The 17,195-nt window shown below is 66.8% G+C and carries 12 protein-coding genes; 5 read left to right on the forward strand and 7 right to left on the reverse strand.

What is annotated here, in order from left to right:
• Positions 1-137: 137 nt before the first annotated feature.
• Genes WS70_RS22240 through macA form a run of 3 tightly spaced genes read right to left on the reverse strand, consistent with a single transcriptional unit; the run spans position 138 to position 4,693 of the window.
• Entirely contained in the window at positions 138-1,520 is a 1,383-nt protein-coding gene (locus WS70_RS22240) for an efflux transporter outer membrane subunit (protein ID WP_059597874.1), read from the reverse strand.
• Positions 1,521-1,529: 9 nt separating this feature from the next.
• Positions 1,530-3,491: a macrolide ABC transporter ATP-binding protein/permease MacB gene (gene macB, locus WS70_RS22245; protein ID WP_059471595.1), complete on the reverse strand. Its 1,962-nt coding sequence runs from the start codon at positions 3,489-3,491 to the stop codon at positions 1,530-1,532.
• Positions 3,492-3,493: 2 nt separating this feature from the next.
• Positions 3,494-4,693, reverse strand: a complete 1,200-nt coding sequence (gene macA, locus WS70_RS22250; protein WP_059597875.1) for a macrolide transporter subunit MacA — start codon at positions 4,691-4,693, stop codon at positions 3,494-3,496.
• A gap of 357 nt (positions 4,694-5,050) precedes the next feature.
• Here macA and sfnG point away from each other — a divergent pair, with 357 nt between their 5' ends.
• Together sfnG and WS70_RS22265 are read left to right on the forward strand one after the other, a co-directional pair.
• Complete coding sequence (sfnG, locus tag WS70_RS22255) at positions 5,051-6,145, forward strand: dimethylsulfone monooxygenase SfnG (RefSeq protein WP_059597876.1); 1,095 nt, start codon at positions 5,051-5,053, stop codon at positions 6,143-6,145.
• A 410-nt stretch (positions 6,146-6,555) separates the two neighbouring features.
• Complete coding sequence (locus WS70_RS22265; RefSeq protein ID WP_059471592.1) at positions 6,556-7,278, forward strand: ribonuclease T2; 723 nt, start codon at positions 6,556-6,558, stop codon at positions 7,276-7,278.
• Between the two features lie 442 nt (positions 7,279-7,720).
• Here WS70_RS22265 and WS70_RS22270 read toward each other — a convergent pair whose 3' ends face one another.
• Entirely contained in the window at positions 7,721-8,635 is a 915-nt protein-coding gene (locus WS70_RS22270) for a glutaminase (RefSeq protein ID WP_059471591.1), read from the reverse strand.
• 376 nt (positions 8,636-9,011) lie between these two features.
• Between WS70_RS22270 and WS70_RS22280 the strand changes: the two genes are divergently transcribed.
• Complete coding sequence (locus tag WS70_RS22280; protein ID WP_059469589.1) at positions 9,012-9,722, forward strand: response regulator; 711 nt, start codon at positions 9,012-9,014, stop codon at positions 9,720-9,722.
• 374 nt (positions 9,723-10,096) lie between these two features.
• The gene (locus tag WS70_RS22290; RefSeq protein WP_059469711.1) at positions 10,097-11,212 is read left to right on the forward strand and encodes an ATP-binding protein; all 1,116 of its coding nucleotides are present in this window, start codon (positions 10,097-10,099) and stop codon (positions 11,210-11,212) included.
• 178 nt (positions 11,213-11,390) lie between these two features.
• On the opposite strand, the gene WS70_RS22295 is transcribed toward WS70_RS22290, so the two are convergent.
• Positions 11,391-14,066 (reverse strand): patatin-like phospholipase family protein, encoded by a 2,676-nt coding sequence (locus tag WS70_RS22295; RefSeq protein WP_059469590.1) that lies wholly within the window; start codon positions 14,064-14,066, stop codon positions 11,391-11,393.
• A gap of 294 nt (positions 14,067-14,360) precedes the next feature.
• On the opposite strand from WS70_RS22295, the gene mreB reads away from it, so the two are divergent.
• On the forward strand, positions 14,361-15,425 hold the full coding sequence (mreB, locus tag WS70_RS22305; protein ID WP_059469591.1) for a rod shape-determining protein: 1,065 nt from the start codon (positions 14,361-14,363) through the stop codon (positions 15,423-15,425).
• Between the two features lie 294 nt (positions 15,426-15,719).
• Here the strand turns inward: mreB and WS70_RS22310 are convergent, their stop codons facing one another.
• Complete coding sequence (locus WS70_RS22310; protein WP_059469593.1) at positions 15,720-16,166, reverse strand: hypothetical protein; 447 nt, start codon at positions 16,164-16,166, stop codon at positions 15,720-15,722.
• The gene (locus WS70_RS22315) at positions 16,163-16,729 is read right to left on the reverse strand and encodes a hypothetical protein (RefSeq protein WP_059469594.1); all 567 of its coding nucleotides are present in this window, start codon (positions 16,727-16,729) and stop codon (positions 16,163-16,165) included. The genes WS70_RS22310 and WS70_RS22315 overlap by 4 nt, the downstream gene beginning before the upstream one ends.
• Positions 16,730-17,195 lie beyond the last annotated feature (466 nt).

Raw genomic sequence — 17,195 nt, forward strand, 5'->3', positions numbered from 1 at the left:
CGGTGATGCCGCCGCGTTTGGGCAATGTCGGCGCACCGCGTTCGTTGCAGGTTCTCGCGATGCCGCGCATGTCCGCGACCCGGCGCAGGCTTCGAACGACGGCTTTCGGGCTGCGCGCCCGATCCCGCCGAAGCGGCTCATTCCGTGCCGCCCAGCGCCTTGTACAGGTTCATCCGGTTGTTGAGGCGGTCGAGCCGAGTGCGCGCCAGCGCGCTTTGCGCATCGCGCAGCCGCTGCTGCTCGTCGAGCCACGGTTGCACGCCCGTCGCGCCGGCGACGAAGCGCGCCTTCGCGAGCGTTTCCGCGCGTTGCGCCTGCGCGAGTGCGAGCGCGCGCTCGTCGGCCTCGGCTTCGAGTTGCACGCGCGCGGACAGCGCGTTCTCGACTTCGCCGAGCGCGCGGTACAGGTTCTGCCGGAAATGGACGACGGCTTCCTCGTACTGCGACTTCGACACCTTGATCTGCAACTGCATCGTGTTCCATTGGATGAACGGCAGCGTGAGCCCGAGGCCGAGCGTCGCGACCGGGTTCTGCAGCACGCGCTCGAGGCTCGTGCTCACCGTGCCGATGTTGCCCGTCAGCGTGAACGTCGGGTAGAAGCTCGTGCGCGTCACGTCGACGTTCGCGAGCGATTCGCGCAGCCGGAACTCGGCCGCGCGCAGATCGGGGCGGCGGCCGAGCAGCTCGGCGGGCAGGCCCGCGGCGACTTCCGGCAGCGGCGCATCGGGCAGCGCGCCGCGCTCGGCTGCTTGCCGCTGCGGCGGCTGGTCGAACAGGATCGCGAGCGCGTTGCGGCTCTCGGCGCGCTGCTGGATCAGTTGCGTCTGGTCGGCACGCAGCGCGGACAGGTTCCGCTCGGCCTGCGCGACGTCGAGACCGGACGTCGCCCCCGCCGCATGGCGTGAGCGCACGAGCTTCAGCGTCCGCTCCGCATACGCGATGTTCGCGTCGCCGAGCGCGATCTGCTGGTTCAGGTATGCGACCTGCCAGTACAGCGCCGCCGTCGTGCCGATCAGCGACAGCCGCGCCGCATCGCGGTCGGCCTGCGTCGCTTCGAGCTCCCAGCGCGCGGCGTCGCGCTGCGCGGCGAGCTTGCCCCACAAGTCGAGCTCGTAGCCGAGCGTTCCCGTGATGCCGCTCGTGCGGCCCATCCGGTGCGTGTCGAGCGTGCGCGATACGTTGCCGGTTGCGCCGAGCGTCACGTTCGGCGTCAGGTTCGTATCGGCGAGCCCTGCCTGCAGTTGCGCGCGATAGACGCGGATCGCGGCGGCCGCGAGATCGTTGTTCGTGCGCAGCGCTTCGTCGATCAGGCGATCGAGCGTCGGGTCGCCGAAGCGGCGCCACCAGTCGTCGGGCGCGGCGCTCGCCTGCGCGGCGACGGGCGACGCCCATTGCTCGGGCAAGCGGACCGCGGGCGACGGCGTGTCGCGCGACTGCGTCGCGCAGCCGGACAGCAACGCATGCGCGCATGCAAACGCGGCGGCGCGTCGGGCGAAACGACGGGTTGGGAAGTTCGTCATCGCTTCACCTCAATCGCGCGCGAGCGAATCGATCGGATCCAGCCGCGACGCGTTGCGCGCGGGCATGAAGCCGAACACGACGCCGATCAGCGTCGAGCACAGGAACGCCGACACGATCGAGCCGGCCGAGAACACCATCTTCCATTGGTCGACGAACAGCGAGAACAGGAAACTCATCCCGAACGACAGCACGATGCCGATCGCGCCGCCCATCAGGCACACGGTCACGGCTTCGACGAGGAACTGCTGCATGATGTCGGCCTGCCGCGCGCCGACCGCCATCCGGATGCCGATCTCGCGTGTGCGCTCGGTCACGGACACGAGCATGATGTTCATCACGCCGATCCCGCCGACGACGAGCGAGATCACCGCGATGAGGGACAGCAGCAGCGTCAGCGACTGGCCGGTTTTCTCGACGGTCTTGACGACGCTGTCCATGTTGTACGTGAAGAAGTCCTTGCGGCCGTGCCGCTGCAGCATCAGCTTCGTCAGGCTCTTCTCGGCCGCGTCGCTCGGCTGGCCGTCGCGCACGCGCACGGTGATGCTGTCGAGATGACGCTGGCCGAACAGCCGCCCCGATGCGGTCGTGTACGGCGCCCAGACGTTGAGATTCTTCATGTCGCCGAACGCGCTCTTCTTTTCCGCGGTCACGCCGATCACGACGCACGGCAGATTGTCGATCAGGATCACTTCGCCGAGCGGGTTCGGATTCGCGCCGAACAGCTTGCGGCGCGTGTTCTCGTCGATCACCGCGACCTGCGCCTGGCGGCGCACCTCGTCGGGGCCGAACGCGATGCCTTGCGCCATCTTCATCCCGCGCACCTGGAAGAAGCGCTCGCCGACGCCGCTCACGAGCGCGTTGACGTCGACGTTCCGATAGCGCAGCAGCAGGCTGCGCGACGTCTCGGGCGTCGCGCTGTCGACGTAGATCTGCTCGGCGAGCGCGGCGGCGTCGGCGGGCACGAGCGTCTGGATCGTGTCCGCGCGGCTGTCGCCCCAGTCGCGGCCGGGGTAGACGTTGATCGTGTTCGTGCCGATGCTGCCGATCTCGTCGAGCATGTAGCGCTTCGCGCCTTCGCCGATCGCGACGATCGACACGACCGACGTGATCCCGATGATGATGCCGAGCATCGTCAGCAGCGTGCGCAGCCGATGCGACACGAGCGCGATCCATGCCATCCGGAACGCTTCCGCGAAGCGGCCGACGCCCGCCGACAGACGGCGCGCGCGATGGGGGGCCGGGCTGCCGTTCGCGTCGAGCTCGCCGTCGGCGTCGTCCGCGCGCGGATTGAGCCGGTCGCCGACGATCCGGCCGTCGCTGATCTCGATGATGCGCCGCGCATGCGCGGCGACGCGCTCGTCGTGCGTGACGATGATGACCGTGTGGCCGAGCGCGTTCAGCTCGCGCAGGATCCGGATCACGTCCTGGCCGCTCTTCGAATCGAGCGCGCCCGTCGGCTCGTCGGCGAGGATCACTTCGCCGCCGTTCATCAGCGCGCGCGCGATGCTGACGCGCTGCTGCTGTCCGCCCGACAACTGGCTCGGCCGATGGTCGGCGCGATCCGACAGGCCGAGCCGCGCGAGCAGCTTCAGCGCGCGTTCGCGCCGCTCGGCGTGCGCGCTCCCCGCGTAGACGGCCGGCATCTCGACGTTCGCCGCCGCGGAAAGATGCGGCAGCAAGTGATAGCGCTGGAAGATGAAGCCGAAATGTTCGCGGCGCAGGCGCGCGAGCTCGTGGCTTTCGAGCTCGCTCGTCTCGCGTCCGCCCACCTTGTAGCTGCCCGAGCTCGGATGATCGAGACAGCCGAGGATGTTCATCAGTGTCGACTTGCCCGAGCCGGACGCGCCGACGATCGCGACGATCTCGCCCGCGCTGATCGAGAGGTTCACGTCGTCGAGCACGACGACGTCCTTGTCGCCCGCGGGAAAACGCCGCGTGACGTGCGTCAGTTGCAGCAGCGGTTCGGCCATCGTCAGCTCCCCGCGTCGGACGCGGCGGCGCCGGCGGCCGCGGGTTCGTTCGCGTCGCCGATGATTACGCGCTCGCCTTCCTTCAGGCCCGAGAGCACTTCGACCTTCACGTTGTTGTTGATGCCGGCGCGGACCTTGCGGGTCGCGACTTTGTCGTCGACGCCGAGCACGCGTACCGGATACGCGCCGTCCTTGTCCTTCGCACCGAGCGCGGTGACGGGAATGTTGAGCGCGTTGCGCGCGGCGCCGAGCAGGATGCTCACTTGCGCGGTCATCGAGATGCGCAGCCGATGGCCGGGATTCGGCACTTCGAAGAGCGCGTTGTAGAACACCGCAGTGTTCGATTTCGACGAGCCGCCGCCCATGCCGCCGAGTCCGCCTTGCGTGTCGAGGAAGTTCTGCGGCGCGGGCTCGATCGCGCGCAGCTTGCCGTAGTAGCGCTTGTCGGGCTCGCCGAGGATCGTGAAGTACGCGGCCTGATCGGGGTGGATGCGGATCACGTCCGCTTCGGACACCTGGGCTTTGACCGTCATCGTGTCGAGCTCGGCGAGCTTCAGGATCACGGGCGCCTGCTGCTGCGCGATCACGGTCTGGCCTTCCTGCGTGACGATTGCGACCACTTCGCCGTCGATCGGCGCGGCGATTCGCGTGTAGCCGAGGTTCGCGCGCGCGATCTCGATCTTGATCCGCGCCTCGCGGATCTGCGCGTCGAGCGCGGCGAGGCTCGCGCGCTGCACGTCGAGCGTCGCGGCCGCGGTCTCGTAGTCCTGGCGCGACGTCGCGTCGTCGGGCAGCATCTGCTGCTGCCGGTTGAACGCAAGCTCGGCTTGCTTCAACTGCGCGGCAGTCGAGCGTTTCTGCGCGATCAGGTTGTCGACGTTCGCTTCGGCCTGGCGCAGCTCGTTCTGCGAGATCACCGGATCGATCTCGGCGAGCCATTGATCTTTCTTCGCCTTGTCGCCGAGCTTCACCTTCAGTGACTTCAACTGGCCGGACACCTGTGCGCCGACGTCGACCTGCTTGAACGCGTGGAGCGTGCCCGTGGCCAGCACGGCGTTTTCGAGGTCGGCGCGGGCGACTTTCGCGGTCAGGTAATGCGGCGCCTTGTCTTTCGCGAAAAAGCGTAGGGCCAGCACGACGAGCGAGGCGAGCACGACGACGCCGGCCGCCGCGGCGATCCAGCGGCGTTGGGATTTTTTCATGGGAGGCAGAACGGTAAGGCGTGGCAGGCGAGCAATTGTAATGAAAATGCAAACCGGCCATTGGAATACGGAAAGGCGCGCCGGGTTCAATGCCGCGACAAAATTCTTCAATATTTCGACAGTTCGTGACACGGGCGGCGTGAAAGCGCGATCTCGGCCGCCGCCGTGCGTCATTTGCATATCTCGCCGCGGCGGGCATCGATAGCTGAATTCATTGGTTGGCCGACATGCCGGCCCGCCCTACGATGCGCCGAGACAGACGCCGCGAGAAGCGGCGCGTCCGAGGGCCATTGCCGACCGGCCGGCCGCGCGCCGCCGAATCCTTACCGTCCCCTTCATGCTTCAAGGAACGATCCGATGAGTCACGAGCCGGACCACCTCAAGTTCGCCTACTGGGTGCCCAACGTCAGCGGCGGCCTGGTCGTCAGCAAGATCGAGCAGCGCACGAGCTGGGATATCGACTACAACCGACGTCTCGCGCAGCTCGCCGAGAAGAACGGCTTCGATTACGCGTTGTCCCAGATCCGCTTCACGGCCGGCTACGGCGCCGAGTTTCAGCACGAATCCGTCGCGTTCAGCCATGCGCTTCTCGCCGCGACCGAGCGGCTGAAAGTGATCGCCGCGATCCTGCCGGGGCCGTGGCATCCGGCCGTCGTCGCGAAGCAGCTTGCGACGATCGATCAGTTGAACCAGGGGCGCGTCGCGATCAACATCGTGAGCGGCTGGTTCAAGGGCGAATTCACCGCGATCGGCGAGCCGTGGCTCGAGCACGACGAGCGCTATCGGCGCTCGGAGGAATTCATTCGAGCGGTGAAGGGCGTCTGGACGCAGGACAACTTCACGTTCAAGGGCGACTTCTATCGATTCAACGACTACACGCTGAAGCCGAAGCCGTTGCAGCAGCCGCATCCGGAGATCTTCCAGGGCGGCAACTCGGCGGCCGCGCGCCGGATGGCGGCCGCCGTGTCCGACTGGTACTTCATGAACGGCAACACGCTCGACGGCCATCGCGCGCAGATCGACGAGATCCGCGCGGCGGCGGCCGCGCAGGGACGGCAAGTGAAGTTCGGCGTCAACGCGTTCATCATCGCGCGCGACACCGAGCGCGAGGCGCGCGACGTACTCGACGAGATCGTCCGTCACGCGGACGTCGACGCCGTCAACGCGTTCGGCCACGCGGTCAAGCAGGCGGGCAAGGCGGCGCCCGAAGGGCAGGGAATGTGGGCCGATTCGAAGTTCGCCGATCTCGTTCAATACAACGACGGTTTCAGGACCAACCTGATCGGCACGCCCGAGCAGATCGCCGAGCGGATCGTCGCGCTGAAGGAGATCGGCGTCGATCTCGTGCTCGGCGGATTCCTCCATTATCTTGAGGATGTCGAATATTTCGGCAGGCGCGTGCTGCCGCTCGTGCGCGAGCTGGAGCGGCAGCGCGACGCACAGCCGGCTTGATGCGATGCGACACGGGCGGCCTGTCGATCGTCTCGCGACGAGCGACGGGTCGTGTGCTGTCGGATGCGTGATGAACTGGCGAGGGGATGGCGCTGTCCGCGAGCGCGCGCGGCGCTTCATCGGACTCCGTGTTTGAATTTTGCGTTTGAATTTCTCGTTTGAAACATCGACGCCGAACATCGATTTCGAACATCCACGTCGAACATCTCCGCCGCGCGTGCGATCGCTCGCGCGTTCGCCGTATCTCGTCCAACTGCGCCGAGCATCGCCTTCGTCGCACGATCCGCATCGTCGCGCCTTCACGCAGTCACACCGCTGCAATATTGACGAAAGCACAATAGGCACCCGACAGTTCACCAACATCGCGGCGCCTCTCGCGCGGTCGCCGCGTCCATACTGAGGGGGCCGGTATGCTTCATACCTTCGCGCGCGCCGCGTGCGCGCTCGCGGTCGCGTCGGCTTGCAACACCGCCAACGCCTACGACTATCTGTTGCTCGCGACGTCCTGGGAGCCGGGCTTCTGCGCGACGCACAGCGCCACCGAGTGCAGCACGCTGTCGGGTTCGTACGCGTCGACGAACTTGTCGCTGCATGGTTTGTGGCCGAACAACTACGACGGCAATCAGCCGTTCTATTGCGGCGTGCCGCAGAACGAGATCGACCTCGACAACAACCATCAGTGGTGCAGCATGGACTCGTACCCGGTCGGCTCGTCGACGTTGAGCACGCTGTCGACGTACATGCCGGGCGTCGAGTCGTGCCTCGACAAGCACGAGTGGTACAAGCACGGCGCCTGCGCGCAGGCGCCGTCGGCCGACGCATACTGGAACAACGCGACCGGGATGGTCAGCCGCCTGTCGACGACGTCGTTCAACACGTTCCTGCAATCGAACGCGGGCAACACGGTGACGCGGACGCAGCTCCTGACCGCGTTCGAAGGCGCGTTCGGCAGCAACACGCGCGGCGCGGTGTCGCTCAAGTGCGTGAAGGTCAACTACGTCAGCTATTTCACCGAGGCGTGGATTGCGGTGAAGACGGATGCGACGTCGCAGTTCCCGAGCGCGGCGTCGCTCGTGACGGACGGGAGCACGCAGGGCACGTGCCCGACGTCCGGGATCTACATCGCGAAGTAAGCGGGGCCTGGTTGGCGCAGTTCGGGCGGTACGCGGCTCGGGCGAAGCGATCGTGGTTGTCGGACCGGCAGCCCGAATGCCGCCGGGTGGGCGGCGAACGTCGCGGACGTCGGCGACGTGACGTCGCTCGGTTGCCGCGCTTGCCGCGCGGCCGCCGTTGCCCGGCTTTCCGCCGGTCAAGCACGCGAGATCGCTTGCCGGCGCGCAGGTCGCCGATTGGCAACTGGCGGCGCGGCTTGCGGAGAAGCGGTCGCGTGGGCCATCGATGCGCGGCGACATCGAGGCGCTCGCGCGCCGTCAAATCCTGCGTCGCGCCGCCGACGTCGTCAGAAAATCGAACGCCCCGAATACGTCGTCAGCCGCTCGAGCGCGAGCGTGCCGGCGAGCGCCGACATAAATCTGCCGCCGTTGCGCCGGATGAGTCGCGCTTGACCTCGGCACTTCAAAAGATCGATCGCCCTGAGTAGGTCGTCAACCATTCCAAGGCGAGCGTCCCCGCGAGCGAGTTACCGTTCGGATCGAGCCCGGGCGACCACACGCACACGGCCATCTCGCCCGGCAGCACCGCGACGATCCCGCCGCCGACGCCGCTCTTCGCCGGCAGCCCGACGCGGTAGACGAAGTCGCCGGCGGCGTCGTAGGTGCCGCAGGTCAGCATCAGCGCCGACAGTCGCTTCGCCGAGCTCGGATCGAGAATCCGCGCGCCCGTCGCCGGCGCGACGCCGCCGTTCGCGAGAAAGAGCGACGCCTGCGCGAGCTCGACGCAATTCATCGTGATCGCGCATTGGCGGCAATACGCGTCGACAACCGTCTCCGGCGGCATCTGCATGTTGCCGAAGCTCGCCATGAAATGCGCCATCGCGCGGTTGCGCTCCGCGTGCTGCAGCTCGGACAGCGCGACGCGCGAATCGTAATCGATGTCGGCGATGCCGGTCAGGCGACGGATGAATTCGACGAGCGCCGTCTCCGCGCGTACGAAGCGGCGGCTCAGCACGTCGGCGACGACGAGCGCGCCCGCGTTGATGAACGGATTGCGCGGCTTGCCGCGCTCGCTTTCGAGCTGCACGAGCGAGTTGAACGCGGTGCCGGACGGCTCGCGCCCGACGCGCTGCCACAGTTCGTCGCCGAGCAGTTGAAACGCGAGCGTGCACGCGAACAGCTTGGAGATGCTCTGGATCGAGAAGCGCTCGCGCGCGTCGCCGATCGTGTGGACTTCGCCATCGAGCGTGACGACGGCCATGCCGAACCGTTCGGCGGGCACTTTCGCGAGTTCGGGGATGTAGTCGGCGACGCGGCCCGCGCCGATCCAGGGCGCGAGTTCGGTGTGGATGCGTTCTAGGATCGCTGGGTAATTCATCGAATCAGTGCGGTGCGCCGCGCGGGTATGAAGCGAGCCCGTATGGAACCTTCTCGGCGGCAATTCGTCAAGCATCGGCGGCGCGACGAACGCATGCGCGGGGAAAAGCGCGCGGACCGCGGCCGATCGTCCCCGGCGTGCGCGACGCGCGCCGCATCCGCGTCGGCCGTTGCGCCAGGCGTTCCGAAGCCGCGCCGGGCGGACTGTTGACGCGGGGTTTTCAGGGCCGCCGACGGAACGGTTTCAACCATTGGCCCGCGCCGCAGTATCATTCGAAATGTTTCGGGATCTTACAAAGTGGGTGCGGCAGTTTCTTGGGTTCGCGCTAATTCCTTGTTTCAAATAATATTTGGCTTTTATATCGACTGATTTGCCCATGCCTTTCCGGATTCTCCTCGTCGAGGACGACAATCGCCTGTCCACGCTGATCGCGGGCTACCTGCGCAAACACGAGTACGTCGTCGATGCCGTGCTGAACGGTGACGACGCCGTCGACGCGATTCTGACGGGGCGGCCCGATCTCGTGATTCTCGACGTGAACCTGCCCGGCAAGGACGGGTTCGAGATCTGCCGCGAGGCGCGCGAGCACTACGACGGGGTCATCATCATGGTGACGGCCCGCGACGAGCCGTTCGACGAACTGCTCGGCCTCGAATTCGGCGCGGATGACTACGTGCACAAGCCGGTCGAGCCGCGCATCCTGCTTGCTCGGATCAAGGCGCAGCTGCGCCGCGCGCCGGTACGGCAGGCGGACGGCGCGGGCGGCCAGCCGGAAAGCCACACGTTCGGCAAGTTCACGATCGATCGCACGAACCGGACCGTCGTTCTGCCCGACGGCACGACGCCCGAGCTGACATCGGCGGAGTTCGACCTGCTGTGGGTGCTCGCCTGCCATGCGGGCGAAGTCGTGAGTCGCGACGATCTGATGCTGCAATTGCGCGGCGTCGAATTCGACGGACTCGACAGGACGATCGATGGCCGGATCTCGAAGCTGCGGCGCAAGCTGCGCGACGACGCGAGCTGTCCGCAGCGGATCAAGACCATCCGCAGCAAGGGTTATCAATTCAGCAAGAACGCTTGGGAGTAAGCTGCGCGTCGACGCGAGCGGTTTCGATTTCGCGCGGACCGTTTGCGACAGCGGCGCGTTTCGTGGTTCGAAACGGCGTGTGCCGCGCCGGCAATGTCGAACTGCATGCGCGATGCCGCGTTGCGATGTGCGGCGGCGACGTGCGATGCGATGCGGCGCGAGACGATGCGGCGCGTCGCGATGCAACGCGACAACGCGACGTTCGCTGCGGTTTCACTCGGTGAAACATCGCGGCGTTCGCGTTGTACACGCCCGCCCGGCCGACAAGCCGGCTGCGCGTCCGCCGCCGTTCGCCGCGCGTCCGCTGCCGCCGCTGCGGCCGGATTCCGCTCGATGATTCACAGCACCGATTTCCCGACATTCGCGACACGAAGATGAACAGCACGCAAGCGCACCGATTGTCCCCGCCCCGCTATTGCAAATGGCGCTGGCTGCATTTCCGCCGCTCGTGGACCGACACGCGCGCCGACCGGATCCCGAGCTGGTCGCGCCTCTACCTGCGGACCTATCTGCATCTCGTCGGCCTCGTGCTGGTGACGGTCGGCGGGACGAGCGCGACGCTATGTTCGGCGCTCGGACCGCGCACCGTATGGCGCGCGCTCGACGCGCTGCCGGGCGGCGTGCTGCCGCTCGCGGCATTCGTGCTCGCGGTGCCGGCGCTCGCCGGTTATCGCTGGATGCGGCCCGTGTGGTCGGATCTCGTGATGGTGCGCGAGCGCGCGATCGACTTCACGGGCGGGCGCTTCAACACGCGCGCGCGCGAGTCGCGCAGCGTGATCATCGGGCCGCTCGCGCGCACGCTGAACGCGCTCGCGATGCGGATGGAGCGATTGATCGCCGCGCAGCGCGACCTGACGAACGGCATCTCGCATGAGTTGCGCACGCCGCTCGCGCGCGTGCGCTTCGCGCTCGAGAACCTGCGCGAGCCGGGATCGGCGGCCGAGTATCAGAACGCGATCGACAGCATCGAGCAGGACGTGACCGAGCTCGACGAGCTGATCGACATGAGCCTCACGTACGCGCGGCTCGAATACAGTTCGTTACAGTCGAATCTCGAGCAGACGGCGCTCGTCGCGTGGTTCGACAAGCAGGTCGCCGACGCCGCGCTGCTGTATCCGAGCAAGGCGATCGAGGCGCGCGTCGCGCTGCCCGCCGACGTGCGCGTGAAGATGGACAAGCGGCTGATGTCGTATGCGATGCGCAACCTGCTGCGCAACGCGAGCAAGCACGCACACGGACAGATCGAGGCTGGTCTGCGGATGCGTCACGGCAACATCGAGATTTACGTCGAGGACGACGGACCCGGCGTGCCGCTCGACGAGCGCGAGCGGATCTTCGAGGCGTTCGTGCGGCTCGACCGGCATACGGCCGGCTACGGCCTCGGCCTCGCGATTACGCGGCAGGTGCTGCAGGCGCACAACGGGCGCGTCGCCGTCGTCGATCCGCTGCTGCTGTCGGGGGCGCGTTTCGAGATGAGCTGGCCGGTGTGACGCGCGCCAGTGCGCTCATGCGGCGCGCACGCCTGCATCCGTGCGCCTCGACCCGAACCGCCGTGCGGCAGCGCGCCGTCGGTCGGCATCGAATTGCGCATTTGGCCCGGCGCGGCGCATTCGTCCCCGCGCCGGCTCGCGCCGTGCCGGCGGGACGGCCGCGCCCGACCCGGCCGGCTCAATATGAGTGGCCGAGCTGGAAGTAGAGGTTGCGCCGCCCACCCGGCGCGAGTGCGACGCCGACGTACACCGGCCCGAACGACGTGGTCAGGCTCGTGAAGAACGTGTAGCTCTGCTTGAGCGGACCGCTGCTTATCGTCGTATCGAGCGACCACACGTTGCCGACTTCCGCGCTCGCGCCGACGTAAAGCGCCTTGATCGGCGACGCATTGAACGTCGCCAACTGATTCATGTACGTGATCTGGCCGTAAAGGAGCGCATCGCCGCTCAACTGGTCGGCCGCGTACGCGGACAGATGCTGGAAGCCGCCGAGCGTATAGCCGAGCGGATTGCTGAGATTCACGCCGCCGAAGCTCTTGCCCGCCTCGACGCTCGCGCTCATGCTGTGTCGGCCGAATCGTTCGGCGACCATCAGCTTGCCATAGACGTCGGTGAACTTGTCGTCGCTCGTCGACAGCGATCGCTCGGCGCGGAATTCCGCGAAATAGCCCTTGCGCGGGAAGACCGGATCGTCGAGCTGGTCGATGACGAGCCGGGCGCGCGCGCTGATCTGCCGTCCGTACCAAGACGGGAATAGCGAACTGATCGGATTGCCGTTTTCATCGACGAGCCCGTCGAGCAGCAGGTTGTACGAAGGCGCGGCCGCCAGGTGCGTATACGCGAGCCCGATGCGGAAATCGCCGAGCCGCGCGAGCGGCAGCCCGAGGTCGAGGCCGACCCGTGTGGTCTGGATGCGGTATTGCGTGACCTTGACGTCGCTCTCTCCGTCGTAGAGGTTCGCGAAACGCCGCTGATAATCCGCATAAGGCGCGACGTAATAGCCGATCTTGTCCGACAGCGGCTGCCGCACTTCGACGTGGGCCGACTGTAGATCGCTGCCGAGCGTCGTGTCCGCGCGGAACTCGAGGCCGGACGGCGTGAGCCACGGCCGCCGGTACCCGAGATGCAGCCGGAAGCCGCCTTCGTCGGTCGAACTGCTCGACATCCCGAGCCCGAACAGCAGGAAATTGGGCCCCCAGTACTTCTCCTGCGCATCGATCACGAGCCGGTGCTCGTCGCCTTCGTTGACGATCTGCTGCGTGACGTTCTCGAAATTGCCGCTTGTCGTCAGCGATAGCAGGTCGGTGCTCACGGCCTGCGGATCGTAGACGTCGCCCGGCTTCACGCGCAACGCGTTGCGCACGACCCGCTTCGGCACCGACGAGCCGTTGGTTCGGATCTCGATCGACGTGATGCGGATCGGCTGCGGCGGCGGCCGCATGTGCGCGGCCCGGTACGCTTCGTACTGCTCGGGCGACAGCGCGTAGCGCATGAGCCGCGGCAGCGCGGCGACGGCGGCCGCTTCGCCCGCGGCGATCGCCTGGTTCGCGGTCTGAAAATCGGTGAAGCTCTGCTTGCCGAGGTCCGGCTGCAGCAGGATGTCGTCCGCCTTCAGCTGCTTGCGCTGTTCGGCGACGTTCTGCCGGATCAGGATGCCGATCATCTGCTGCATCACGTCGGCGGGCGACGCCAGCGCGTTCAGCGGACGCAGCGGCGAGCCGATGTCGACGGCGATCACGACGTCCGCGCCCATCCCGCGTGCGGCGTCGACGGGCAGATTGCCGACGAGCCCGCCGTCGACGAGCGCGCGGCCGTCGATCTCGGTGGGCGAGAAGAGCCCCGGCAGCGCCATGCTCGCGCGGATCGCGAGCGGCAGCGAGCCGTGGTCGAGCACGACCTTCTGGCCAGTCTGCAGGTCGGTCGCGATGGCGCGATACGGGATCGGCAGCCGGTCGAACGGCTGGTTCGTCGGCACGGCGGCCGTCCAGTTCGCGAGGAGCGCCTGCAGCCGGTTGCCCTGCACGAGCCCGACGGGCGCCTTGAAGCCTTTCGAATCGAAGCCGATCGTCAGGCTGTCGATGTAGAGCCGGTCGTCCTCGCGTTTCTTTTGCGGCAGGGCCGCGCGGTCGGTCACGTCGAACGCGATGTCGGCGAGGTTCACCTGCGACAGCCGCCGCTGCATTTCCTGCGCGGTCATCCCGGTCGCGTACAGGCCGCCGACGACGGCGCCCATGCTCGTCGCCGCGATGCAGTCGACCGGAATCCGGTTTGCCTCGAGCACCTTCAGCACGCCGACATGCGCGTAGCCGCGCGCGCCGCCGCCCGACAGCACGAGGCCGATCGACGGCCGGCCGGGCTTGCCGCCGTCAGGCGTGCAGACGAGTTCGCCTGCGCCGGCCGACGACGGCGCGGCCTGGGCGGACGTCGACGCGGCGGCCGGAGCGGGCAAGGCGGAAGCGGGCGACGCCGGGGCCGGTGGTGTTGCGCCGGCGTTCGTCTCGGCGATCGATGCGGTGTTCGACGCGATGGCGGCTTGCCGGCCGGCGACCCAAGACCATGCGGCCGCGGCGTCCACGGAGGTGGGCGAACCCGCAGTGGCCGAAGCCAAGGCGGGCGACGCCGTCGCCGACGTCTCGGCGGCCGCCGAAGCAACTTTCGTCGCCGTGACGGGCGTCGCGCCCGGTGCGGCCGCCGGCATGGCCCCCGGCGTTGCGGCGGCTCCCGCCATGGCAGCGGCGGCGTCGGCCGCATCGGCGGACGCGGGCCGGCCCGCCGCGACGCAGACGAACAGGAAGGCGGCCACGAGGCCGGGAACGCGAAGGCCCGGACGGGCGAAGGAGGCGAGCACCGTCATTATCGTTGCTATGGCGTGATCGGACTGAACAATCGGGAGGGCCGATCCGGAATCGGCAAAAGCGAGAGAGTACCGCTTTTGCCGGGCCGCGACCACGCGTTGTCGCGATCCGCCCCGGCGGGCGGCGCAAAGCAACCTGGCGCTCTATAGAAAATTCATGAAATCTCCTAAAGTATTCAGGCATCCTGCCGCTAAGCGACTGAGTGGATTGTGCTCGTCGCCGGCAACCGGCCCGGGGGGCGGCCGGCGACGCATCCGCAAAATCCTTCCACACGATTCGATAGAGGCTTCACCATGGCGGCACCCTTTCTCGGAAGGTTCTTTGCGCATAACGTCGCGGTCGATCCGGGCACCGCGAGCACGCAGATCTATGTCCGCGATCGCGGCGTCGTACTGAATCAGCCGTCGGTCGTCTGCTTCCGCAAGCGGGGCGGCCCGACGGAGAAGGCGCGCGTCGAGGCAGTCGGCGAGCAGGCGAAGGCGCTCCTCGGGCGTTCGCCCGAGCATCTCGAGGCCGTCAGGCCGCTCAGGCACGGCGTCGTCGCGAACTATCACGCGGCCGAGCAGATGATGCGGCAGTTCGTCGGCATGTCGCACGCGCGCTCGCTGTTCGGGCGGCGCGTCGAGTTCACGATCTGCGTGCCGTCGAATGCAACGGCGGTCGAGCAGCGCGCGATCCGCGAGGCGGCGCTCGCGGCGGGCGCATCGCGGGTCAGCCTGATCAGCGAGCCGCTCGCCGCCGCGCTCGGCGCGGGGCTGCCGGTGATGGAGGCGGTCGGATCGATGGTCGTCGACATCGGCGGCGGCACGACCGAGGTTGCGGTGATCGCGCTCGGCGGGATCGTCTATCGCGAGGCGATCCGCGTCGGCGGCGACCAGTTCGACGCGGCGATCGTCAATCACGTCCGCAACGTGTATGGCGTGCTGCTCGGCGAGCATACGGCCGAGCACGTGAAGAAGGTGATCGGCGTCGCGAGCTATCGGGTGCCGCGAGAATCGATCCATGCGGTCGGGCGCAGCGTCGCGGACGGCCTGCCGCGCACGATTCAGCTCAGCAACCACGACATCGCCGACGCGCTCGCCGCGCCGCTGAACCAGGTGGTGAGCGCGGTGAAGGGGGCGCTCGAGAACGCGCCCCCCGAGCTCATCACGGACATCGCAGATCGCGGCATCGTGCTGACGGGCGGCGGCGCGCTGCTCGCGCATCTCGGCAAGCGGCTCTACGACGAGACGGGGCTCGTCGCGCGGGTCGCCGACGACCCGCTGACCTGCGCGGTGCGCGGCGCCGGCGCGGCGATGGGGCGGGGCGGGTTCGAGGTCGGCGACGAAGATGCGGACGATATCGGCCAGAATCGCTGATTCGGCTGCGCCGTCATTTTTCTAGCGCATTCAAATCGATGTTCGTGTCGATATCTTTTACGATTGTCTTTTTCTTTCAATATCGTTTCGATTGTTTAAAATCAGTCGTGATGCCAACTCATTGTTCGATGAATCGATCGATATCGGTGACGTGAGCGTAAGAGCGCCGTATTTGTGGAAATTGATTTGGATCAATCGTCGAAGGTCGTTGCCACGGGCTTTGTCGTTTATGCAACGCAACGCGAAGCGCCGCGCGTGCCGAGGGCGCGTGATGTTCCCTCGACATGCGCGCGGCTACTTGCCCTGCAGCAGATCCATGAACGGCGGGAAGGTCAGCAGGATGCCGAATGTCAACAGCACGAAGGCGATTGCCGTCACGCGGCCGAGCGCGACCGCTTTCGCGCGCCACTGGCGCGACAGCACAGCCCACGACAGCAGCCAGACGACGATCGCGCTCGTCGTCACGCCCGAAAGCGGCCCGGTGGGTTTGTAGAACGTGAAGAAATGCGCAATCGAGCGGAACGCGTCGCCGGCGAGCGCGAAGAGCCCGACGGCGAAGCAGCCGATGCCGGCTGCGAGAATGGCGGCGGCGGCCGGACCGTTCGGCAGCACGTCGACCGAAGCGGGCGCATTCGTGTGCGACGAAGCGGTCGCCGGCTCGTTCGCTACGGATGACTGAGGTTGTCCTGCGCTGGCAGTACGCTGCGCGGGGGGGCGCGGATGAGAGGTATGCATCTTCATTCTCCCGTCATGAGATGGATGGCGGCGCCGCCACGGACCGGCGCGTACTTGTTGAGGAATGCGCCGAATGCGCCCGCGACGCCCGTTGCGACGAACGCGACGACAGTGAACGCCAGCACCGCGTTGCGAATCTGGCGTTGCCTGCCGAGCGCCGGGCCGTACTTGCCGAACACGTAGGCGACCATCGTCATCGCGATCGGCGCGAGCCAGGCGACGTGCTCCTTCCACTCCATCCCGAGGCTGTGCCAGCCTGACGTGTCGCGGCTCGACATCAACAGACGCTGCGGATAATTCGCGAGATCGGTCAGGCCGGAGGGCGGCGCCGCTCGATACCACGGATAGACGACGTATGCGCCGGAGAACACCGTCGCCCACGCGAGGATCACCATCGCCGACAGATAGATCATCAGCAGCCGGTGTTCACGCGGCGTGGGCACGGCGGGCGCGCCGGGCGCGGACATGCGATAGAGCTCGGCGAGCGCGCCGGAAAAGGCGAGCATGAACAACGCGCCGAATCCCATTCCGTGCAGCACCGTCAGCAGGTCTCTCAATGAAATTTCCATCATGGCCTCCGTTCATGTGGCGGGTTCTGTTTCTATCCTGTAGGACGGCGGGGTTACTGCGTTGAGGCAGATCAATTCAAATGACGCGATTAATATTTATTCGAATGCCAAGGCAAACTGAAAGATGATTGATAGGCGAATGAATTTGCTATCTGTCATCTGCGGGAATTGAAATGAAATAATAGGAAGAATCGACGGAAATGCCAAAGAGGATGGCGAGTGCGTGTTGCCGATCCGGACGGGAGCGTGCGGCGCGTCGTCGGGACATGAGCCTGTTGCGCTCGCGTTGCGCCGGTTTCGCGCGTCATGTCGTGCATCGAGTCCATTGCGCGCGCGGCGTCATGCGATCTCGTCCGGAACGATTCTTGTTTTTCGAAACCCTCGACGACTTTGTCCCGCGAATGGAAGCGTCGTGTTGCATCGAGTCCGCTGCCGACACATCGAAGAGGATCGTTCCGATTTTTTG

Source organism: Burkholderia mayonis (assembly GCF_001523745.2).
GTDB classification, from domain to species: domain Bacteria; phylum Pseudomonadota; class Gammaproteobacteria; order Burkholderiales; family Burkholderiaceae; genus Burkholderia; species Burkholderia mayonis.